Origin of the sequence: Thiomonas sp. UBA7699 (genome assembly GCF_002482605.1) — a bacterium.
Taxonomy (GTDB): domain Bacteria; phylum Pseudomonadota; class Gammaproteobacteria; order Burkholderiales; family Burkholderiaceae_C; genus Thiomonas; species Thiomonas arsenitoxydans.
This window is the reverse complement of record NZ_DLGH01000007.1, coordinates 1-21,083: the sequence shown is the minus strand read 5'-3', so window position 1 is coordinate 21,083 and position 21,083 is coordinate 1. Positions and strand designations below refer to the sequence as shown.

Annotated in this window: 20 protein-coding genes and 1 pseudogene; 8 read left to right on the top strand and 13 right to left on the bottom strand. The window is 63.2% G+C overall.

What is annotated here, in order from left to right:
* Window positions 1-27: 27 nt before the first annotated feature.
* Complete coding sequence (ftsH, locus tag B3H47_RS02810; protein WP_414718221.1) at window positions 28-1,917, bottom strand: ATP-dependent zinc metalloprotease FtsH; 1,890 nt, start codon at window positions 1,915-1,917, stop codon at window positions 28-30.
* Window positions 1,918-2,324: 407 nt separating this feature from the next.
* Between ftsH and B3H47_RS02805 the strand changes: the two genes are divergently transcribed.
* On the top strand, window positions 2,325-3,566 hold the full coding sequence (locus B3H47_RS02805; RefSeq protein ID WP_286985925.1) for a molybdopterin-dependent oxidoreductase: 1,242 nt from the start codon (window positions 2,325-2,327) through the stop codon (window positions 3,564-3,566).
* Between the two features lie 14 nt (window positions 3,567-3,580).
* Entirely contained in the window at window positions 3,581-3,925 is a 345-nt protein-coding gene (locus tag B3H47_RS02800) for a cytochrome c (protein WP_013105850.1), read from the top strand.
* Between the two features lie 56 nt (window positions 3,926-3,981).
* On the opposite strand, the gene B3H47_RS02795 is transcribed toward B3H47_RS02800, so the two are convergent.
* The 9 genes from B3H47_RS02795 to B3H47_RS02755 form a co-directional block, all read right to left on the bottom strand.
* Window positions 3,982-4,347: a c-type cytochrome gene (locus B3H47_RS02795; RefSeq protein WP_156052587.1), complete on the bottom strand. Its 366-nt coding sequence runs from the start codon at window positions 4,345-4,347 to the stop codon at window positions 3,982-3,984.
* 11 nt (window positions 4,348-4,358) lie between these two features.
* The gene (locus B3H47_RS02790) at window positions 4,359-4,706 is read right to left on the bottom strand and encodes a c-type cytochrome (protein WP_013105848.1); all 348 of its coding nucleotides are present in this window, start codon (window positions 4,704-4,706) and stop codon (window positions 4,359-4,361) included.
* 190 nt (window positions 4,707-4,896) lie between these two features.
* Window positions 4,897-5,523, bottom strand: coding sequence for a hypothetical protein (locus tag B3H47_RS02785; protein ID WP_286985924.1), 627 nt, complete (start codon window positions 5,521-5,523; stop codon window positions 4,897-4,899).
* A gap of 9 nt (window positions 5,524-5,532) precedes the next feature.
* Window positions 5,533-6,264 (bottom strand): cytochrome c oxidase assembly protein, encoded by a 732-nt coding sequence (locus B3H47_RS02780; protein ID WP_286985923.1) that lies wholly within the window; start codon window positions 6,262-6,264, stop codon window positions 5,533-5,535.
* Window positions 6,261-6,926 (bottom strand): SCO family protein, encoded by a 666-nt coding sequence (locus B3H47_RS02775; protein WP_064135049.1) that lies wholly within the window; start codon window positions 6,924-6,926, stop codon window positions 6,261-6,263. The genes B3H47_RS02780 and B3H47_RS02775 overlap by 4 nt, the downstream gene beginning before the upstream one ends.
* Window positions 6,927-6,930: 4 nt before the next feature.
* Window positions 6,931-8,634, bottom strand: a complete 1,704-nt coding sequence (locus B3H47_RS02770) for a cbb3-type cytochrome c oxidase subunit I (protein ID WP_013123107.1) — start codon at window positions 8,632-8,634, stop codon at window positions 6,931-6,933.
* Window positions 8,631-9,167: a cytochrome c oxidase subunit II gene (locus tag B3H47_RS02765; RefSeq protein WP_013105843.1), complete on the bottom strand. Its 537-nt coding sequence runs from the start codon at window positions 9,165-9,167 to the stop codon at window positions 8,631-8,633. Before B3H47_RS02765 ends, B3H47_RS02770 begins: the two co-directional genes overlap by 4 nt.
* Window positions 9,168-9,175: 8 nt before the next feature.
* On the bottom strand, window positions 9,176-9,370 hold the full coding sequence (locus tag B3H47_RS02760; RefSeq protein ID WP_276708382.1) for a hypothetical protein: 195 nt from the start codon (window positions 9,368-9,370) through the stop codon (window positions 9,176-9,178).
* A gap of 164 nt (window positions 9,371-9,534) precedes the next feature.
* Window positions 9,535-10,023 carry a group III truncated hemoglobin gene (locus B3H47_RS02755; RefSeq protein WP_286985922.1) on the bottom strand — a complete coding sequence of 163 codons (489 nt, stop codon included), beginning with the start codon at window positions 10,021-10,023 and terminating at the stop codon, window positions 9,535-9,537.
* Between the two features lie 67 nt (window positions 10,024-10,090).
* On the opposite strand from B3H47_RS02755, the gene B3H47_RS02750 reads away from it, so the two are divergent.
* Window positions 10,091-10,555, top strand: coding sequence for an RrF2 family transcriptional regulator (locus B3H47_RS02750; protein WP_286985921.1), 465 nt, complete (start codon window positions 10,091-10,093; stop codon window positions 10,553-10,555).
* Window positions 10,556-10,561: 6 nt separating this feature from the next.
* Window positions 10,562-11,014, top strand: coding sequence for a DUF2214 family protein (locus B3H47_RS02745; protein WP_286985920.1), 453 nt, complete (start codon window positions 10,562-10,564; stop codon window positions 11,012-11,014).
* Window positions 11,015-11,031: 17 nt separating this feature from the next.
* Here B3H47_RS02745 and B3H47_RS02740 read toward each other — a convergent pair whose 3' ends face one another.
* From B3H47_RS02740 to purL, 3 genes are all read right to left on the bottom strand, one after another.
* Window positions 11,032-11,217, bottom strand: coding sequence for a hypothetical protein (locus B3H47_RS02740; protein WP_286985919.1), 186 nt, complete (start codon window positions 11,215-11,217; stop codon window positions 11,032-11,034).
* A 3-nt stretch (window positions 11,218-11,220) separates the two neighbouring features.
* Complete coding sequence (locus B3H47_RS02735; RefSeq protein ID WP_286985918.1) at window positions 11,221-11,940, bottom strand: DUF1624 domain-containing protein; 720 nt, start codon at window positions 11,938-11,940, stop codon at window positions 11,221-11,223.
* A gap of 174 nt (window positions 11,941-12,114) precedes the next feature.
* Entirely contained in the window at window positions 12,115-16,122 is a 4,008-nt protein-coding gene (gene purL / locus B3H47_RS02730; RefSeq protein ID WP_286985917.1) for a phosphoribosylformylglycinamidine synthase, read from the bottom strand.
* On the opposite strand from purL, the gene map reads away from it, so the two are divergent.
* The 4 genes and pseudogenes from map to B3H47_RS02710 form a co-directional block, all read left to right on the top strand.
* Window positions 16,065-17,060: a type I methionyl aminopeptidase gene (gene map / locus B3H47_RS02725; protein ID WP_286985916.1), complete on the top strand. Its 996-nt coding sequence runs from the start codon at window positions 16,065-16,067 to the stop codon at window positions 17,058-17,060. The genes purL and map overlap by 58 nt on opposite strands.
* Before the next feature lie 46 nt (window positions 17,061-17,106).
* On the top strand, window positions 17,107-19,719 hold the full coding sequence (locus tag B3H47_RS02720) for a [protein-PII] uridylyltransferase (RefSeq protein ID WP_286985915.1): 2,613 nt from the start codon (window positions 17,107-17,109) through the stop codon (window positions 19,717-19,719).
* 19 nt (window positions 19,720-19,738) lie between these two features.
* A complete protein-coding gene (locus tag B3H47_RS02715) occupies window positions 19,739-20,053 on the top strand; it encodes a nucleotide pyrophosphohydrolase (RefSeq protein WP_013105833.1) in 315 nt (104 codons plus the stop codon).
* A gap of 405 nt (window positions 20,054-20,458) precedes the next feature.
* Window positions 20,459-21,083: pseudogene (locus B3H47_RS02710) on the top strand (type I secretion system protein TolC); the annotation flags it as partial.

Genomic DNA, 21,083 nt, shown 5'->3' with positions numbered 1-21,083 from the left:
CCGCAACGACCTGCGCCTGGGAACGCCCTAAGCCTGGGTCTGCGCAGCGGCCAGCGGTGCGAACAGCGCCTTGAGATCGGCTTCGCTCAGGGTTTCCTTCGCCAGCAGTTGCCGCGCGCCCTCCTCCAGCACGGCGCGTTCGCGTTGCAGAATGTCTTGCGCACGGTTGAAGGCATCATTCACCAGCTCGCGCACAGCGCAATCGATTTCCCGCGCGGTCTGTTCGCTGTATTCATGCTGCGGCGGAAGGCCCGGCATGCCCGGCACGGATTGCTGGGTTTCTTCCAGACTGACGCCGCCGAGCTTTTCGGCCATGCCGTAGCGCGTCACCATGCTGCGGGCGATGTCGGTGACTTTCGCCAGATCGTCCGCCGCGCCGGTTGACCAATGCCCGTACACCAGATGCTCGGCGGCCCGCCCGCCCATGAGCACGGTCATCTTGTTTTTCAACTCTTCCCGGGTCATCAGATAGCGGTCTTCGGTGGGCCGCTGAATGGTGTAACCCAGCGAACCGATGCCGCGCGGAATGATGGACACCTTGTGCACCGCATCGCTGCCCGGCAACGACATGGCCACCAGCGTATGCCCCATTTCGTGATGCGCCACGATCTCGCGTTCTTTCGGGTTGAGCAGGCGGTTGCGCTTTTCCAGCCCGGCGACGATGCGCTCGACCGCGCGGGTGAAGTGCGACAGGGTGACGGTGCGCGCGTTTTCCCGCGTGGCCAGCAAGGCCGCCTCGTTCACCAGATTGGCCAGATCGGCGCCGGAGAACCCGGGAGTGAGCGCCGCCACCTGCTCCAGATCCACACTCGGGTCGAGCCGGATCTTGACCGCATGCACCTTGAGAATCTGCACCCGCCCTACCTTGTCGGGTCGCTCCACCAGCACCTGTCGGTCAAATCGCCCGGCGCGCAGCAGGGCGGGATCGAGAATCTCCGGCCGGTTGGTGGCCGCGAGAATCACAATGGACGAAGTGGAATCGAAGCCGTCGAGTTCGACCAGCAACTGATTAAGCGTCTGCTCTTTTTCATCGTGTCCGCCGCCAAACGGCGCGGCGCTGCGGGCGCGGCCCAGCGCGTCGAGCTCGTCGATGAAAATGATGGCCGGCGATTTTTCCCGCGCCTGCTCGAACAGGTCGCGCACCCGCGCCGCGCCCACGCCGACGAACATTTCCACAAATTCCGAGCCGCTGATGGAGAAAAACGGCACCCCGGCCTCCCCGGCCACGGCGCGCGCCAGCAGCGTCTTGCCCACACCGGGCGGCCCCACCAGTAGCACGCCCTTGGGCGCGCGGGCGCCGAGGCGGCTGTGCTCGCCGGGGTTCTTCAGAAAATCGACCACTTCTTCCAGCTCGGCCTTGGCTTCGTCCACCCCGGCGACGTCGGCAAAAGTTACCCCGGTGCGGTTTTCCATGTAGACCTTCGCCCGGCTCTTGCCGATGGACATGAAGCCCCCCATGCCCATGCCCCCGGCCTTGTCGGCAAACTTGCGCACCAGAAAAAACCATAGCCCGACGAAGATCAGCGCGGGCAACACCCACGACAGAATGTCGGACAGCCAGGTATCGGTGTATTGCTGCGAATACGTCACCCCGTACTTCTGCAACTCACTGGCGAGCTGCGGCTCCACGCGCACCGCGACCACTAGGCTCTTGCCATTGGCGTCGGGCGATTTCAGCGTGCCGGTGATGGTCTGGCCGCTGATCACCACATCCTTGATCCTGCCTTCTTTGAGATAAGTCTGGAACTCGCTGTACGGCACCGTCTGCACATTGCTGTAAGACGACCACAGACTTTGCACCATGAACATCAAGGCAATGGCCAGCAGCCAATAGCCCAGATGCACCTGCGTCTTGGGATTGATCTTGGGCCGGTTTTTCCCGCCTCCGGACGGCGGCGGGTTCTGTTCGTCTGTCATGGAGCTCTCCTCGCGCATGTTGCGGCAAGCATAGCCTGTTGATAGGGGCGCGCACGCTGGCGGTCTCGATCTTCAGGTTCTATTTTTATGAAAGACAAAATGTAATAAAAACGACAAAGTGCGACTATTTTTTGCACTGGAACGAAACGCTATATGAAAATCTATTTTATTTCATTCGAATATTGCAAAATACTCTCCACGTCTGTGAAATTTCCCCTGAATATTCAATATGTTAGAAATTTAATATGTTCGATAGAATATATCGGTGCTTCGCTGATTGTTCATCAAAATAATTCCTTTGATCAACAGGTTTAATTCATTATTCAGGCCTTGCTCGCTTGGTTATAAATCACTACATGGCGCGACGAAATGCGACGCGTCTGTCCATAACACCGAGGAGGAATGGCATGAAACAGACCGACTACAACCCTGACACGCAGGCGCGGCGGCATTTTTTGCAAACTGCCGCTGCCGGGCTGGGCGCTTTGACGCTCGTCCGCACCAGCCTGGCCGCGGAGATGACCAAACTGCCGCTTCCAGGCGGCCCCGATGAGCGCCAGCTCACGACGGCATTCCCTGGCAAAGGCGAGATGATTCTGCAGCGCACCCGCCCGCCGCTGCTGGAAACGCCCTGGTCAGTGTTCGACAAGGGGGTCTTCACGCCGGTCAATCAGTTCTATGTGCGCTGGCATTGGGCGGACATTCCCACGACCATGAACCCGCACACCCACAAGGTGCGGATCAGCGGCCATGTGGACAAGGTGCTGGAGTTCACCGTGTTCGACCTGATGAAGCATTTCAAGCATGTCGAACTGGCGGCCGTCAATCAGTGCTCGGGCAATTCCCGTGGCTATTTCCAGCCCCGCGTGCCCGGTGGCGAATGGAGCAATGGCGCGATGGGCAATGCGCGCTGGGTCGGCGTGCGGCTCAAGGACGTGCTCGATGCCGCGGGCGTCAAGGCCGGTGCGGTGCAGGTGCAGTTCGAGGGTTCCGAGCGTCCGGTCGTGGCGACGGCGCCGAATCTGAAAAAGTCGCTGTCTGTGGATCACGCGCGGGATGGCGACGTGATGATCGCCTGGGAGATGAACGGCCAGGCGCTGCCGCTGCTCAACGGCTTCCCCTTCCGTCTCGTGGTGCCGGGCTGGTATGCGACCTACTGGACCAAGATGCTGCAGCACGTGCGCGTGCTCAACGAGGAAAACACCAATTTCTGGATGAAGCCGGCCTACACCATTCCCGACAACTGGCCGCAGGCCAATATGACTCCGGGGGAGCAGGGTGTGAAGTTCGTGCCCATCAACCGCATGGTGCCGCGATCCTTCATCACCAATCTGAAGGACGGCGCGTCAATCGGTGCCGGTCGTCCGGAACTGGTGCGCGGCATCGCTTTCGGGGGCGATACCGGCGTCAAGGCGGTCGACGTCTCGATCGACGGCGGCAAGACCTGGACGGCGACCGAACTCGGACGTGACTACGGCAAGTTCAGCTTCCGCCAATGGAACGCGCATCTCAAGTTTGCCAAGGGCGACCAGACCGTGATGGTTCGCTGCACCAATACGGACGGCCTGCAGCAGCCCATGACACCCAACTGGAACCCCGGTGGCTTCATGCGCAACGTCGTCGAGTCCACCCGGCTGATGGCCGTTTGAAAGGGAGAACACACATGACTAAGAGCACGACCGGCGCCACGCTGCGCGCCCTGGGCGCCGCACTGATTTTCGGCGCATGCGCCGCAGCACCCGCGCACGCACTCACCCTCAAGACCCAGACCATTGCGCTGCCCAGCAGCACCCGCGTATTTCCGGGTGATGGTCCTGGTGCCAAGGCCGCCAATACCTATTGCCTGATGTGCCACTCGGTGGGCATGGTGATGAATCAACCCGATCTGCCCAAAGCCGCCTGGCTGGTCGAGGTCAACAAAATGAAAAATGCGTTCAAGGCACCGATTCCCGAGGATCAGGTGCCGGTGATCGCCGATTATCTCGATAGCATCAAAGGCAAGAAATAGAGCATGTGCGCGGCGGGCTCAGGCCAACGGGCCCGCCGCACGCAGATCACTGAATTTCAATGCATTTCGTCGCGGATGTAGAGATCGCCCTTCAGGCTGGCGATATAGGCCGCGATGTCTTCCAGGTCTTGCGTGTTGTACTGCGCCACCATGCCGCTCATGATGGCGTTGTTGCGGCCATACAGCGGGGTCTGGTGCTTGGCTTGGTATTGCTGCAGGGCGTGGAACAGATAGCTCTGGTATTGCCCGGCCAGCTTGGGGTAGTTGGGGGCGATGGGCTTGTCGAGACCAGCGCCGTGGCAGGCAATGCAGCCGCCTTTGTTCACCAGTTCTTCCCCCTTTTTGAGGTCGGCGGCATGCGCCGCGCCAGCAAAAGCCAGGGCTGTGGCTGCCGCAGCCAGCGATGCAGTCAGTCGTTTCATATGTGTGCTCCTCACTTGACGCTTTGATTTTTGGGAACGGCGTAATACGCCGACAGGTTGGCGATCTGCTGCGGAGTCAGGATGTCGGCCACGGCTTTCATCGTCGGGTTGCGGCGCGCGCCGCTGCGGTAATCCTCCAGGCACTGCGCGATGTAGGCGGCGCTTTGCCCGTTGAGTTTGGGCGCGCGGTACACCTCGGGGAAATCGGTTTTGAAGCCGCCGTGAGCGGCGTTATGGCAGCCTTCGCACATGGAGGATTCATACTTGCCTGCGGCGGCGTTGCCCGCAGGCGTTTGCGCCTGCGCGCTGGCGGCGAGAAAAAAAGTCATCAAAATCAGACCAATTGAATGATGTTTCATGAGTAGTCCTGAATGGGTGTGCATGAGGGACAGTGTGGAGTTGCGCTGCGGCAACTCCTGTGACAAAGATGGGGGCATGAACGGCGCGCGTAACACCGCTCCCGCGCGACTGCGGGCAGTGCGTGCAGGGTGGGTGCGGCGCGGGGATCGGGTTGCAGCCAGCGAAAGGGCTGCGTTACTCTGGGCTGCGTTACTCTGCCGTGAGCTTTGCCTTGACGGCCAATGGCTCGGGCGACTGGATTCTGGCCTTGAGATCCTGGGGCCAGCTCTGAGTCCAGAGTTCGGGCGGGCAGAGTCTGAAAAATCCGTCGATCTCTGCAGTGAGGAACCCCCTGCCACTGCGCAAAACCGCGATGCGATAGCGATCCGCCGCGGGATTGACCCGGCAGACGGCGTAGACCACGCGGCAGATTTTGCTGTCGTCGCACAAGCGCAGGCTTTGGTAGATCGTCAGCGAGCGATACAACGCGTAGGCGGCGCCCAGGAGCAGCGCGATGATCCCAAGATCTTTGACGATCGCCAGCAGGCTGCCGACGCCCAGCGCAGCGGGCGTGCTGCGCATGTGCGACTGACCCAGCGCAATCAGGCTGCGGGCGATGAAATAGGCAAGAACCGCGTAGGACGCGGCGATGCAAAGTTTCATCTTGCGGCAGGCGCTGCGTACAGACGCAAGGGACGGCGGCTGTCCTGAGGCAATATTGATGGTCGGAATCGCGGGCATGTGCGGGTCTCCACGGGGAATACCGGGGAGAGCATAGACAGCTCGGCCGCATGTGCCGATCGGGAATTGCCCGATGGCGGCGATGGGCTGCAGCACAGGGGCGCATCAGCTTGACTCCTCCTCGCCCGGCATGATGAGCAGCCATGCCGCGCGCAGTTGCAGCGGCAATCCGGCAATGAACATCACCAGCCCGGCGTAGTGTTGGTCGTCCAGCGGACTGAGATTCCACAGGCACAGCACGTCGAGGTAAGGGGTGTAGAGCACATGGCCGCTCCACACCCAGACTGCGGCGATGATCATCATCGGCAGACTGCCCAGCCAGCCGTAGATGCCGGCAATCCAGCGATGGGCAATGCTGGTGCAACCCGGCAGCAACTGCGCCCAGAACATCAACCCGGAGAGCAGCAGAAACAGGCCGATCGGGCCGGAAAAGAAGGCGTTGGCGAGCGCGGTGTTGAACACGCCGGGCAGATTCACTCCCAGGGTCAGAATGATGAACACGGCCGCTGCGACCCAGGCGTCGAGCACCCAGAGGCTCCACCAACTCTGCCTTGGTGCGCGCCACTGCGCGCGTACCTGCGGAGGAAATCCAATCAGGAGCAGCGGCGACACGATCTGGCCCAAGGTCATCAAGGCGATGGTGTAGCCCGTCATCGAGGCCAGCGGGTTGTTCAATCCCCAGGTGCAAAGCAGCGTCAGCGCGCAGCCGACCGCAAAGACCATCACCCGCCACCATGGCCAGCGCCCGCGCCAAGCGGCCAGGCTGTAGCCCGCCAGCGCCAGGCCGGCCAACACGAACCATCCCGCCCATGCCGCGAGCGGCCAAGTGCTTGTCATCCGCGCTCCAGGACGGTGCGCAAGTCGTCTGCAAGCCAGGAGGGATCCGTGAGTTGTCCGTAGCCATATCGCGCGACCAATCGCCCGTCTGGTCCAACCAGGGTGACAGCGGCGGTGTGATCGATCCAGTAGGCGCCGTCCGCCGTATCGACGCGCCGCCAGGTAATGCCCCATTGCCGCGCAGAGACGCGCACCGCGGGCATAGCAGCCCGCAAGCCGATGGTGTCCGGCAGGAAGGCATCGAGATAGGCGCGCAGCACCGGCGCCGTGTCGCGCGCTGGATCGAGGGTGACGAACACCACGCGCACCTGTTTGCGCAGCGGTCCGAGTCGTTCCAGGCTTTGCGCCAATGCAGCCAGGGTAAGCGGGCAGACATCGGGACAGTGCGTGTAGCCGAAAAACACCAGCACCGCCCGGCCGCGTTCACGCGTCCAGGAGAACGCCCTGCCCTGGGTGTCCGTGAATCCAGACAGCGAAGGCGCCGGGACGGGTTTGAGCGGAGATCCATGGAGAGCCGCGGAGTGTTGTTGGAAATGTGACCAGGCCCAGACCGCAGCCAACAGCAGGGCGGAGACCAGCGCCGCCCGCCGCGCCGAATCCTTCCAGCCGCCTCGCTGCGGTTGCAGCGGGGTGGCTGGGGATGCAATGCCGACTCCCTTCATCCGATCACCAGAGCACGAAGCCCGGCGCGTGGATCGGATGGGTGAGCATGGGCCAGAACACGGGGATGTAGACCGCCAGCGTGATGACAAAGGTGATCAGCGTCCAAAGGCCCAGCGGTTCGGCCACGCGCGCCAGTAAGGATCCCTCGCTGCTGGTGATGTACTCGGTGAACGGAATCTCGACCATCGCCTTGGAATCTTTCTGGCCGAACAAGGTGCCGAAGAACACGATGTAGTAGAGAACCGCACCGAGGGCTGCAATGACGCCGCCTATGCCCACGATGATGAGCGCCGGATGCACTGCGCCATAAAGTTGCATGTATTGATCATGCGGCAAGGACGAGACCCAGGCGCGTCGCGGCACGCCGTCCATGCCGGCCCAGTGTCCGGCGAAGCCCCAGGTCATCAGGCCGAGGAACCACAGCCACACGCTCCAGAGGGCAAGTTTCGAGCTGTAGAGTTTGCGGCCGGTCAGGTGCGGCAGCAGCCAGAAACTCACGCCCATGAAGACAAGGGTGGTCATGGTGCCCACGGTGAGGTGAAAGTGCGCCGGAATCCACAGGGTGTTGTGCACCACGTTGTCGAGCTGCCAACTGGCGTTGACGATGCCCCCTGCTCCGCCGAAGATGAAACTCACCAGCGCCAGAACCTGCGCCGCCACCGAGGGATCTTTCCAGGGCAAGGCCGTCCACCAGCCCATCAGCCCTTTGCCGCCGCGACGACGACCGCCATACTCCAGGCTGAGCGCGATGGTGAAGGCGGTGATCAGGCTGGGAATCGCAACCGACAGCGTCAGCGCCGTCACGATCCCTTTAATCACCGGGGAGATGCCCGGATCGGTGTACTGATGGTGGGTGCCCACCGGCAAGGAGAACACGAACAGCAGCAAAAAAGCCAGACGGGCCAGCGGGTCCGAAATCAGTTTCCCTCCTGCCTGCCGTGGCAGCAACGCATAGATGGAGACGTAGCCCGGCATCAGCCAGAAATACACGATGGGGTGGCCGGTCCACCAGAACAAGGTGCGGGCCAGCAACGGATCGATGGTCTGCGTCATCCCGAGCGCCCAGGGATCGAGCAGGAACACGGCCTCGGTGCCCGCGCCGAGCGCGGCGAGCAGCCACATCAGCAGCGTGGTGGCGCTCATATAGGTGACCAGCGGCGTGAGCTGACCGGGATTGGCGCGCTTCCAGCGGGCCCGCATCTCCAGCACGACGAACAGCGGGAGAATGCTCGCCACCACGACTAGCGTGATGCCCAGGTAAAACCAAGCACTGCCCTTGAGTGGCGCGTACATGGTGTAGAGCACGCTCGACGAGTTGTCGAACATGCCGTAAGCCGCCATCAACGTGCCGATGAGCATCAGCGCGTAAGTAAACCAGGCCAGCCCCATATTGGGCTTGAGTTTGAGTTCACGCGCCGGCAGGTACATCAGCCAGCCGGAAATGGTGAAGAAGGTGAACACATAGGCGTTGAGCACGCCGTGCATGGTCAGCCCTTGGTAGTACGACTTGAGGAACGGCTGTAGATAAGGATAGAGATTGATTCCGGCATAGTTGCTGCTCTGGAGCACGCCAATGGCGATGCCCACGGCGAGTGCCAGAAAACCCGTGACCCAGAAGGCCAGCAGCATGGTTTTTTCACCGGCAATCTCACCGGCAGTCGGCGTCGCCAGAATGCGCGGGGCGTTGTTGCTCAGGGTTGCGCTCATGATTGTTTTGCTCCGGTGATGATGATCCTGCCGATCATGGCCTGATGGCCGGCACCGCAATACTCGTTGCAGATGATGTAGAACGTGCCAGGTTTGTTGAAGGTGTAGCTGACATGCCCCACCACGCCGGGAATGGCGGTGAGGTTGATGCTCGTGCCCTGCACTTCGAAGCCATGGATCACATCGCCGCTGGTGACGTTGAACGTGACGTGAGCGCCCACCGGGAGGGTCAGCGGCGTGGCGGTGCCCGGCGTCCAGCTCCAGGCGCGGCCGACTTCATAGACCTCATAGCTGTTCGGCCCGGTTTGCTTCACGCCGGAACCCTGGTAGTTGGCCGTTTCGGCCGGTGTGTTGGGGTTGGAGTAGAACTGCGAGGTCTTGGCCACCAGGCCGTAGTCGTGCACCACGAACCACACCGCCACGATGAACAGTACGGCGATCAGGGACAGGGCGATGAAAATCCAGATGCGCTCATGCCGCAGCGCGACATGATGGAACCGATCTTCAAAGGCGTCGGGAGTTGAAGTTGACATGACGTGCCTCAGGCATGGATGGAGAAATAGGCCGCAACCATCGCCCACAGACCGACGACGACGATAAAGAGCGCGGCTACGATAACCCATGCCCCCATTGGCCGGGCGTATTGCATGTCAGGCAGCGGCATGTCCGATTGCGCATGCGTTCGACCCGCAGGGTCTGTAACCGGCATCGGCAGGTAAGGCATCTCGTCAGGCATTGGTTTTTCTCCTCAGAGTGATGCGACAGAATGTCGCACATGTATGGTTGGTAGAATAAGCAGGAACTTATGCAGCCGCTTGCGATGGATCAACCTGCGCAGATAGGTCGTGTATCTTTTGTCACTGCATGTAAACATCGCGCGGGTAAACCCTGATATTTCCGTCAACGCGAACACAGGCGGCTGTTCAGAGTTGCCGCTATGCGGTGCGCAATGGTCATCAGGTGCGCGCGTGCCGCAGGTGAGACTTCTTCCTGCAGCGTCTGGTCGAACAGATCCAGCCAGCGGGCGAAGTGCGCAGGGTGCAGAGGCAAGGGGCGATGCGCCTGCAAGGCATTGCGGTGATAGCGTCCAGCAAGCAGGCCGACCGAGGCCCAGAAATCCACCATCCGGGCGTAATGCGCCTCCCAGTCGGCCACGTGCGCCTCAAACATCGGACCGAGATCTGGATCAAGCCGGGCATGTGCATAAAACCGACGCACCAAGCGATCGAGGGCGCGCTCGTCGAGCCCCGTCTGTGTGCGGAGCTGTTCGGCCAGAACGCTGCGGCGATCCTCAGGCGCAATCTCGGCTGGCGTTGCGTCCAGCACTTGCCTGAACAAGCTTTGCTGGCTTTCTGGCGTTGTGATTCGACTCGCGGTAGGATGCGTCATGACAACCCCTTATGTGGATTATTTAATTCCACTATAGCTTCACACAACAAGACAGGCAAGCCACGAATTGAAACTGACCCAGTTCACTGACTTTGGACTGCGCGCCTTGATGGTGCTGGCAGAAAACCCAGATCAATCATTAAATAGCAAAGAATTAGCGAAGATTCTTGATATCTCGCGTGAGCATCTTGTCAAGGTGCTCCAGCGTCTTGCTGCCGGTGGCTACGTGCAGAATCAACGCGGCTCCAATGGTGGCGTTCGTCTTGATAAAGACGCTTCAGAAATACTTCTTGGGAATGTCGTGCGCTGGCTGGAAGACGGTCAGGGCCTGGTGGAATGCCTTCGCCCTGACGGCGGCCATTGCAATCTCACTCCGTTGTGCCTGCTGCGGCCCTTGCTGAGCGACGCCGCAGAAGCGTTTTACGCGCGGCTCAATACCTCGACTCTGGCGGATTGCCTGCACCCGCCGCTGCAGCACTTCATCACCCTGCAGACCAGAAAAACCGAGATGATCCATCTCAAACCGGACTGACCCGCCATGTTGACCGATGCTCTGCTGCTTTACCTTCATCTCTCCGCCATGCTGGGGCTGGCCGTTTTTCTCACCGCCAAAACCAGCCTGACACGGGTGGGCGCCGTCGATGCCCAGGTGCTGGCTCGCCTTCGCAGGCTGGATGTGTGGGTCTGGGGCAGTTTTGCCGCGGTGCTGGCCAGCGGGCTGGCGCTGGTGTTCTGGGGCATCAAAGGCCCGCAGTGGCTGCTGCACAACCCCTTGTTGTGGGCCAAGGTGGTTTTGCTGGCGCTGATGGCGGTGATGTCCTGGCCGTCCACGCAGCGGCTGGGGCGCTGGGGCCTTCAGGCTCGGGCAATGGCAGTGTGGCAGCCCGGCGTAGAAGAAGTGAAAAAAGAGCGCCGCTGGCTGATGGCGCAATCGCATGTGATGGTCATCATCCCCTTGCTGGCGACGCTGATGAGCCACGGTTTCGGCTGAATCGCTGCGCTGACGTCTCAAAGCCCCTCTTCTGCTTCTCGGCGTGCGCGAATGTCCCGTCGCAGACGCTCGACGTAGCCTTCGATGCAGAAAAAGTAGCGCAGCGCGTCTTCTTCATCCTTCGCCTGCGGAATGAAAAACCAGTGATCGCTGTCGCCGTAATGCAGCAGATAGTCGATGGAGGCGTCGACAAGTTCTTCCACGAATCACCCCCGCAGATGTGCAGCCAGCCAGACCAGGCCGACGAAAACGGGTTGATGCAGCAGGTAAATGGTCAGGGGCCAGCGCCCGAGGAAAGACAGCGGACGAATTTCGGGCAGATGGCGCAAGGGCCGGAATTGCACCCGCGCCAGCAGCCAGCCCGCGCCGGCGCCGATCCACAGCACACCGATCCACGGCAGCAGTGGCGCGTAGTCTTCGGTGATGGGTTTTTGCGTGATCAGCCCGGTCCAGTTCCACCACGGCGGATTGAAAAAAGCGTGCCCCCAAAGCTGAGGCGCGGCAATGGCGATGGGGGCGAGCAGCAACACCCAGGCGCCTAAGTGGCGAAACACCAGTCGGTGCAACAGCAACATGGCCGCGATGCCCTGAAGAATGCCGAAGTAGATGAAGCTGTGCGGAAACGCGGCGTAGCTGCCTGCCGTGACCAGTAGCGAAGCGCCCACGATTTGCGCCCAGCGCTTCCAGAAATGCCGCGCCGGGCGGCCGCTCGCATCGGTGAAGGTCTGCGTCAGTCCGACGGTGAAAACAAACAGGCTGACGATGGCAATGCGCTGATCGAGCCACCAGGGGCTGGTGTAGAAGTCGGTGTGGATGAAGCCGAACCAGTTCAGGTCGAAACTGAAATGAAACGACATCATCCACAGCACGGCCAAGCCGCGCAGGGTATCGACGCCGCCGTAACGGCTGATTCGGTTTCCCGCCATGATCAACGCACCCACCCCACCGCCGGGCCGCCCCAAGGCGGGGTGCGCCCCCTCGGGGGGCAGCGACCGCGCAGCGGGAGCGTGGGGGCCACCCACCCCGCCGCCGGGCCGCCCCAAGGCGGGGTGCGCCCCCTCGGGGGGCAGCGACCGCGCAGCGGGAGCGTGGGGGCCACTTCACTCACACCACACCCGCGCATTGCGGAACATGCGCATCCACGGGCTGTCGTCGCCCTGCCCCTCGGCGGTCCAGCTCATCTGCACGCTGCGGAACACCCGCTCCGGGTGCGGCATCAGCGCGGTAAAGCGGCCATCGGGCGTGGTCACGGCGGTGATGCCCTCGGGGCTGCCGTTGGGGTTGTAGGGATAACGCTCCGTGGGTTGGCCCTGATGATCGACAAAGCGCATGGCCACCTGCAGCAGCTTCGCGTCGCCCTGCTGCGAAAAATCGGCCCGCCCTTCGCCATGCGCCACGGCGATGGGCGCGCGGCTGCCAGCCATGCCCTGAAAAAAGAGGGACGGCGACTCGGCGACTTCCACCAGCGACAACCGCGCCTCGAACTGCTCCGAGCGGTTGCGGGTGAAGCGCGGCCAGGCGCGGGCGCCGGGAATCATGGGGGCGAGCGCGGCCAGCATCTGGCAGCCGTTGCACACGCCCAGCGCGAAGGTATCGGTACGGCCGAAAAAATGTGCAAATTGATCGGCGAGCTCGGGGTTGAACAGAATGGAACGCGCCCAGCCCTCGCCCGCGCCGAGCACGTCGCCGTAGCTGAAACCGCCGCAGGCGACAAAGCCGCGGAAATCGCCCAGCCGGGCGCGGCCTGCCATCAGGTCGCTCATATGCACGTCCACCGCGTCGAACCCGGCGCGGTGCATGGCGTAGGCCATTTCCACCTGCGAGTTGACGCCCTGCTCGCGCAGGATGGCGACTTGCGGCCGCGCCCCGCTGGCGATGAAAGGCGCGGCGATGTCTTGCTGGGCGTCGAAAGTCAGGTGCAAGTGCAGCCCCGGATCGGCGGCGTCGGCCAGCGCGTCGTGCTCGGCTTGGGCGCACTCGGGGTTGTCGCGCAACATCGCCATGCGCCACGACACGCGGTCCCACATTTGCTGCAATTGGGTGCGAGGTGCGGTGTAAATGCGCTGCGTGTCGCGCCAGATCTCGATGACGTCGCCGTCGTTGACCGTGCCGATGGCGTGGCTGTGCGCCGACAGCCCGTGTTGCCGCAGGGTCTGCAGCACGGCGTCGCGCTGCGTTGCGGGCACTTGCAGCAGCAAGCCGGGCTCTTCGTTGAACAGCGCGCGCAAGGTTTGAATGTGACGGCGCGGACCGACCTGTTTGGCCCAGTCTTTGGCATCGCCCCAGTCGTCGGCTTCGTTGCCTTCGAGCGTGAGCACGTCCACATTCAGGCTGAGGCCGCAATGCCCGGCGAAGGCCATTTCGCAGGCAGCCGCCCACAGGCCGCCGTCGGATCGGTCGTGATAGGCCCAGACCAGGCCAGCGGTGCGCAATTCAGCCAGCGCCGCGGCAAACGATTTCAGCAAGTGCGGGCTGTTGAGATCGGGGGTGATGTCGCCGATCTGCCCGAGCGTCTGCGCCAGGATGCTCGCGCCCATGCGCCTTTTGCCCTGGCCCAGATCGACCAGAATCAGGCTGCTCGGCGCATCGGTGCGCAGTTGCGGCGTAAGCGTGCCGCGCACGTCGGGCAGCGTGGCGAAGGCGGAAACCACCAGCGAGACCGGCGAGGTCACGCTCTTGGCCTGACCCGCGTCTTCCCAGCGCGTATGCATCGACAGCGAATCCTTGCCCACGGGCACCGAAATACCCAGAGCGGGACAGAGTTCCATGCCGATGGCGTGCACGGTGTCGTACAGCGCGGCGTCCTGCCCCGGCTGGCCGCAGGCGGCCATCCAGTTGCACGACAGCTTGATGTCGGCCAGACGTTGCACCGGTGCGGCCAGCAGGTTGAGCACCGCCTCGCTCACCGCCAGCCTACCCGACGCGGCGGGGTTGAGCACCGCAACGGGCGCGCGCTCGGCCACGCTCATCGCCTCGCCCCGAAAACCAGCGTAGTCGGCGAGCGTGACGGCGCAGTCGGCCACCGGCACCTGCCACGGGCCGACCATGGGATCGCGGTGGCTCATGCCGCCTACCGTGCGGTCGCCAATGGTGATGAGAAAGCGCTTGCTCGCCACCGTGGGGTGGCGCAGCACCGCTTCGCAGGCCTGCGCCAGATCGACCTCAGCCAGATCGAGCGCCTCGCCTTGCGGCAACTGCCGCTGCGCCTGACGATGCACGCGCGGCGGCTTGCCCAGCAGCACGTCCAGCGGCAGATCGACCGGACGGGCCAGATCGGGCTGGTCGGCGTGCAGGCTGTCATTCACGATCAGCGTTTGCTCTTGCGTGGCGACGCCCACCACCGCAAAGGGGCAGCGCTCGCGGGCGCACAGCGCGGCGAAAGCCTCTTGCTGCTCTGGAGCAATAGCCAGAACATAGCGCTCCTGGCTTTCGTTACTCCATATTTCTCTTGGACTTAGGCCAGACTCTTCAAGTGGAACATCGCGCAACTGGAACACCGCGCCACGGCCCGCGCCCTCCACCAACTCGGGAAAGGCGTTGGACAGTCCGCCAGCGCCCACATCGTGAATCGACAGAATGGGATTGGCCTCGCCCAGCGCGCAGCAGGCGTTGATGACTTCTTGCGCCCGGCGCTGAATTTCAGGGTTGCCGCGCTGCACCGAATCGAAATCGAGATGGGTGGCATTGCTGCCGGTGGCCAGACTCGACGCCGCGCCGCCGCCCAAGCCGATGCGCATGCCCGGGCCGCCAAGCTGGATCAGCAGCGTGCCTGCGGGAAATGCCTTTTTGTGCGTCAGGCGGGCATCGATGGAGCCCAGACCGCCCGCCAGCATGATGGGCTTGTGATACCCCCAGACCTTGCCGTCCACCGGCTGTTCGAACACGCGGAAGTAACCGGCCAGATTGGGACGGCCGAACTCGTTGTTGAACGCTGCCCCGCCCAGCGGCCCGTCGAGCATGATCTGCAGCGGGCTGGCGGTATGGCCGGGCTTGCCGACTGTTTCTGTGGCCGCCTCCCACGGTTCGCCAGCGCCCGGCAGCCGCAGATTGGAGACCGAGAATCCGGTGAGCCCCGCCTTGGGGCGCGAGCCACGGCCGGTGGCGCCCTCGTCGCGAATCTCTCCACCGGCTCCGGTGGCCGCACCGGGAAACGGCGAAATAGCGGTGGGGTGATTGTGCGTTTCCACCTTCATCAGCACATGTTTGAGTGCTTCTTGTGCGCCGTAGCGGTGCGTGGCGGGATCGGGTTGCCAGGCCTGCACCGTGCCGCCGTCCATCACCGAGGCGTTGTCGGCATAGGCCACCACCGTGCCCTGCGGCGACACCGCGTGGGTGTTGCGGATCATCTGGAACAGGGTGTGCGGCTGATCGACGCCATCGATGGTGAAGCGGGCATTGAAAATTTTGTGGCGGCAATGTTCGCTGTTGGCTTGGGCGAACATCATCAGCTCGACATCGGTGGGGTTGCGGCCGAGCTTGCGGTAGGCGTCGAGCAGATAGTCGATCTCGTCATCCGACAGCGCCAGTCCCTGCTCCACATTGGCACGCGCGAGCGCCGCGCGGCCGGCGTCAAGCGTGCCGGAGAGCACGTCCACGTGCTGCAGCGGCTGGGGTGGCAGTTCGGAAAAAAGACGCTCCAGCTCGCTGCGCTGCAGCGCCACGGTTTCGGTCATGCGGTCGTGCAACAGGGCGGCGAGCTGAAGCAGTTCGGCCTCGGTCAGCGGTTTGGCGGCGCGCAGCAGCCCACTCTCCGCCTCAAGGCGGTATTGCACCGTGCGTTCCACCCGGTGCACTTCGGCGCCGCACAAGCGAGCGATGTCGGTGGCCTTGGAAGCCCAGGGCGAAAGGGTGCCCAGGCGCGGCATGACATACAGGCTCTGACCCTGCGCGGGACCGGCGTAAGGATCGCCATAGCGCAGCAGGCCTTCGAGTTTGTCGTGAAGCGCGGGAGTCGGGGCGGCGTCGAGCGCCAGTGCATGCACATAGCGGGCATGGATACGGCGCACGCGATCGGCGATCTCCGGCGCGGTCTGGCGCAGGCGGGCCTGCAATGCGTCCTGACGAAAGGCGGACAAGGCGCTGGCGCCTTCAAAGAAAAGGATGTGCATGCGGGAAGCCTGAACGGGCTGGGCGGGGTGGGGGATGGCGGTCAGCGGCAGATTATAGAAATCGCCATGACGCGCACAGGCGGCTCACGAACACATGTCAGGAGTGTGATAATTGCGCCATGAGCATCACCATCAAAACCCCTGAAGAAATCGAGAAAATGCGCGTGGCCGGGCGACTGGCCTCCGAATTGCTCGATTACCTGACCCCGCATGTGCAGCCTGGCGTCACCACCAAGGCGATCGACAAGCTGGCGTATGACTACATCACCCAGGTGCAGCAGGCCATTCCGGCCCCGCTGAATTACGCGCCGCCGGGCTACGCGCCCTACCCCGCGTCGATCTGCACCTCGGTCAACAACGTCATCTGCCACGGCATTCCGAATGACAAACCGCTGAAGAGCGGCGATGTGATCAACATCGACGTCACCGTGATCAAGGATGGATTCCACGGAGACAGCAGCCGCATGTTCAGCATCGGCACCGTGCCCAAGCATGTGCAGCGGCTGGTGGACATCACCTTCGAGGCCATGTGGCATGGCATCGCGCTGGTCAAACCGGGTGCGCGGCTGGGCGACATCGGCCACGTCATCCAGACCTTCGCCGAGAGCGCGGGCTACAGCATCGTGCGCGAATTCTGCGGCCATGGCATCGGCCGCAACTTCCACGAAGACCCGCAAGTGCTGCACTACGGCAAGGCGGGCACGGGAGAAGTGCTGCGCGAAGGCATGACCTTCACCATCGAGCCCATGATCAACGCCGGGCGGCGCGACATCCGCGAAATGGCCGACGGCTGGACCATCGTCACCAAAGACCGTTCGCTGTCTGCACAGTGGGAGCACACGGTGCTGGTCACTCCCACCGGCTTTGAAGTGCTGACCACTTCGGCCGGTTGCCAGCCCGCGCCCGCCTTCGTTCGCCAGCCTGCCCTCGCCGCTTGAGCGGCGCTGCGCTGGCCGTCATCGTGACTTCGCGCACGTCAGGCCCATGACCGCATCTGCCGCCGCCCATCCGGCTGAGGTTGCGCTGAGCGACATTCGCCTGAGCTGGAAACAGGGACGTGCCGCGCTACTCGACCACTTCGGGCAGCACCCGCAGCAGGTCACGCCGCTGCTGCACGGACTCACCCGCCTTGCCGATCAGACGCTGCAGACCCTGTGGACGACAAGCGGCATGCCGCCCGATGCGGCGCTGATCGCCGTGGGCGGCTATGGACGCGGGGAGCTGTTTCCGTTCTCCGACATCGATCTGCTTCTGCTGCTTGAGCAGACCCAGGGCAGCAACGCCGCCATCGATGCGGCCGCCTCAGGTTTCATCACCGCCTGCTGGGATATCGGCCTGGAAATCGGCCCGAGCGTGCGCACCATCGAGGCCTGCATCGACGAAGCCGACAAGGACATCACGGTGCAGACGGCCCTGCTGGAATCGCGCTTTTTGTGCGGCAATCGCGCCTTGGCTGATTCGCTGAACCGCGCGTTTTTCGCTCACCTCGATGCCCGCGCCTTCTTTCAGGCCAAGATGCGCGAGCAGCAGCAGCGCCATCTCAAATTCGAGGACACCCCCTACGCGCTCGAGCCCAATTGCAAGGAAAGCCCCGGCGGTTTGCGCGATCTGCAGGTCGTGCTCTGGGTGGCGCAGGCCAGCGGTCTGGGGCGCAGCTGGAAGGAATTGGCGGCGCATGGAATCATCCATGTCAATACCGTGCGCCAGATTCAGCGCAACGAGACCGTGATCAAACGCATCCGCGCGCACCTGCACGTGCTGGCCGGACGGCGCGAAGACCGTCTGGTGTTCGACCAGCAATCGGCCGTTGCCAAGGTGCTCGGCTTTGCGCCCACGCCGACCAAGCGGGCTGGCGAACGTCTGATGCAGCGCTACTACTGGGCGGCGAAAGCCGTCGAGCAGATCAACCAGATCGTGCTGCTCGATATCGAGGGGCGGCTCTGGCCGCAGTCGGTGGCCGTGGCGCAGCCCGTCGTCGGGCTCAAGGACGTGGAAGACGGGCGCTATGTGCTGCGCGACGGCATAATCGAGCCCGCCCATCTCCAGCTTTTCGAGCAAGAGCCTTGGACGCTGCTGGAAATTTTTGCGGTGTTCCAGCGCGCGCCCGGCGCTCGGGGGCTTTCGCCCGCCGCACTACGCGCCATCTACCTGGCGCGCCACCGGATGGACAGCGCCTTCCGCCACGATCCGCGCAGCCGGGAGCAGTTCGTGCGCATCCTGCAGGCGCCGCAAGGCATCGTTCACGCACTGCGGCTTATGAACCGCACCAGCGTGCTCGGGCGCTACCTGTGGGCGTTTCGCCGCATCGTCGGGCAGATGCAGCACGACCTGTTTCACGTCTATACCGTCGATCAACACATTCTGATGGTCGTGCGCAATGTGCGGCGTTTTTTTATGCCCGAACATGCCCACGAATATCCGCTGTGCTCGGAGCTGGCGGCACACTTCGATCCGCCGTGGGTGCTCATCCTCGCGGCGCTGTTCCACGACATCGCCAAGGGCCGCGGCGGCGATCACTCCGAGCTGGGCGCCGTCGAAACCCGCAAGTTCTGCAAGGCGCACGGCATCAGCGCCGAACACACCGAGCTGGCCGTGTTCCTCGTGCGCGAGCACCTGCAGATGTCGCGCGTGGCGCAGAAAGAAGACTTGAGCGACCCCGAGGTCATCGCCGCCTTCGCCCGGCGCGTGGGCGATGAGCGTCATCTCGTCGCCCTATACCTGCTGACCGTGGCCGACATTCGCGGCACCAGCCCCAAAGTGTGGAACGCCTGGAAAGGCAAGCTGCTCGAAAACCTCTACCGCGCCACCCTGCGCGCACTCGGCGGCCAGACGCCGCAACCCGAGGCCGAACTGCAACTGCGCCAGCGCGAGGCGCAGCGCATTCTCAACCTTTACGCCCTGCCCCAGGGCGCACAAAAGCCACTCTGGGACACGCTGGACATGGGCTATTTCCTGCGCAACGATCCGCAAGACATTGCCTGGCACACCCGCAAGCTCTACGCCCGCGTGGCCAGCCAGTCGCCCGTGATCAGCGCGCGACTGGCGCCCGAAGGCGAGGGGCTGGAAGTGCTGGTCTATGCGCCCGACCAACCCGATCTGTTCGCGCGCATCTGCGGCTACTTCGATCATCAGAACTTCAATATTCTCGACGCCAAGATCCACACCGCCAACAACGGCTGGGCGCTCGACAGCTTCGTCGTGGTGTCACCCCACACCAAAGTGCACGACAGGGCGATGACCGGCGTGATCGAAACCTCGCTGCTCGCCGAACTGGGCCGCGCCGCGCCACTGCCGCCCCCGCATCACGGGCGACTGTCGCGGCGGGTGCGCAACTTCCCCGTCAGCCCCCGCGTCGGTCTGCGCCCCGACGAGCGCGGGCAGCGCTGGATTCTCAACGTGACCGCGCACGACCGGGCTGGGCTGCTGTTCGGCATTGCGCAGGTGCTGGCCAAACACCACATCGACCTGCAACTGGCCAAGATCACCACCCTCGGCGAGCGGGTGGAAGATACGTTTCTGGTTTCCGGCCCCGGTCTGGGTGACGCCCGGATTCAGAACACACTCGAAAACGAACTACTGCAGGCGATTACGGATTAGCGTCAGAGGAGCACACCGCTTGGACATTCCCGCCCTGCAAGCCCGCTTGCGACAGTTTTCCGCCGACCGCAATTGGGCGCCCTATCAAACGCCGAAAAACCTGGCGATGGCAATGATCGTCGAGGCTGGCGAACTGGTGGAAATCTTCCAGTGGATGACGCCCGAGCAATCGCAGCAGGCCGGACAAGACCCTGAAATTCAACAGCACCTCGCCGACGAAATCGCCGACGTGCTGATCTATCTCGTGCAGATCGCCGATCACACCGGTGTGGATCTGCAACAGGCGGTGGAACAGAAAATCGGCAAAAACGCCCTGAAATATCCAGCAAGCTGAGCGCCACCCACTGAAAATAGGACTATTTCCGACCGGGCATTTTTGCGTTACCCGGCTCCCCTGAAACCGTCTATCCCCCGCTGCGCCGACCCACTTCCAGTTTCAAGGCAGTTGCATTACTGCTCGATCCCGTTTCGGACAAGATTCTGAGGGCTTTCAATCAGGCCGGCGGCTCCGACGAAGTCTGGTTCGACTCCGCCAGAGGCGACTTTGTGCTCGCGGCGGTAGGTACACTCATGCCCTACCGTGAGCGCGTTCCGGTTGGCACATGAAAGCGTCGTCGGCGCGGGTGCAGACCGCGACACTTCGTACCATTCCCCCATCACGGCATCGATTTTTGCCTCCAGTTTCAGATTCCGACGTCCCTTGTTCAGAACATTCCAAGCCCTTTGGATCGGGTTACTCGTGCTGTGCACGTTGGGCGGTTGCGCCTCGCTGCAAAGCCCCGCCGGTGCACAGATATCCGAAGCCGCAGTGAGCGCCGACTCGGCTCCGAGTATGCCGTGGTGGACAGAGGTCGACGACCCCTTGCTGGCTCGGCTGATCGACCACGGGCTGGCGGCGGACCCGCTCCTGGTCCGCGAAGCCCGCGCCCTGGCCGACTTGCAGGCGCGCTCGCAGCAGTGGCGCTTCCGCCTCGCCCGCTGGGTCGGCCGCATGCTGCAGCAGATGCCCGATTCCCCCGAAGTGCAGGCCGTGCGGCTGGCCGACGCGCGCCAGCGCAAGGCCGCGCGCATCGCGCGTGCCTACGTCGAGGTGCGCCGCCTGCAATGGAACCTGGCCTTGCGCCAGGCGTTCCAGGATCGGTTCCACGACGATGCCGATTTCGCGCGCTGGCGCTACGAGGCCGGGCTGGTTTCGGGGGTTGACAGCGGACTGGCGGCGTCGCTGATCGGCACCAATGCAAGCGCGCTTGCCGACACGCGCGCTCGCCTGGCCGCGGCCGAAGCGACGCTGGCGCGGCGCGCGGCGGTCGCGCCATGGCAACTGGGATTGTGGATCGCCGACGGCGCTCAAGTGCCTTGGCTCG

Coding starts and splice junctions, on each gene's coding strand:
- ftsH (WP_414718221.1), bottom strand. CDS start 1,917: ATGACAGACGAACAGAACCCGCCGCCGTCCGGAGGCGGGAAAAACCGG.
- B3H47_RS02805 (WP_286985925.1), top strand. CDS start 2,325: ATGAAACAGACCGACTACAACCCTGACACGCAGGCGCGGCGGCATTTT.
- B3H47_RS02800 (WP_013105850.1), top strand. CDS start 3,581: ATGACTAAGAGCACGACCGGCGCCACGCTGCGCGCCCTGGGCGCCGCA.
- B3H47_RS02795 (WP_156052587.1), bottom strand. CDS start 4,347: ATGAAACGACTGACTGCATCGCTGGCTGCGGCAGCCACAGCCCTGGCT.
- B3H47_RS02790 (WP_013105848.1), bottom strand. CDS start 4,706: ATGAAACATCATTCAATTGGTCTGATTTTGATGACTTTTTTTCTCGCC.
- B3H47_RS02780 (WP_286985923.1), bottom strand. CDS start 6,264: ATGACAAGCACTTGGCCGCTCGCGGCATGGGCGGGATGGTTCGTGTTG.
- B3H47_RS02775 (WP_064135049.1), bottom strand. CDS start 6,926: ATGAAGGGAGTCGGCATTGCATCCCCAGCCACCCCGCTGCAACCGCAG.
- B3H47_RS02770 (WP_013123107.1), bottom strand. CDS start 8,634: ATGAGCGCAACCCTGAGCAACAACGCCCCGCGCATTCTGGCGACGCCG.
- B3H47_RS02765 (WP_013105843.1), bottom strand. CDS start 9,167: ATGTCAACTTCAACTCCCGACGCCTTTGAAGATCGGTTCCATCATGTC.
- B3H47_RS02760 (WP_276708382.1), bottom strand. CDS start 9,370: ATGCCTGACGAGATGCCTTACCTGCCGATGCCGGTTACAGACCCTGCG.
- B3H47_RS02755 (WP_286985922.1), bottom strand. CDS start 10,023: ATGACGCATCCTACCGCGAGTCGAATCACAACGCCAGAAAGCCAGCAA.
- B3H47_RS02745 (WP_286985920.1), top strand. CDS start 10,562: ATGTTGACCGATGCTCTGCTGCTTTACCTTCATCTCTCCGCCATGCTG.
- B3H47_RS02735 (WP_286985918.1), bottom strand. CDS start 11,940: ATGGCGGGAAACCGAATCAGCCGTTACGGCGGCGTCGATACCCTGCGC.
- map (WP_286985916.1), top strand. CDS start 16,065: ATGCGTCCTGACGAAAGGCGGACAAGGCGCTGGCGCCTTCAAAGAAAA.
- purL (WP_286985917.1), bottom strand. CDS start 16,122: ATGCACATCCTTTTCTTTGAAGGCGCCAGCGCCTTGTCCGCCTTTCGT.
- B3H47_RS02720 (WP_286985915.1), top strand. CDS start 17,107: ATGACCGCATCTGCCGCCGCCCATCCGGCTGAGGTTGCGCTGAGCGAC.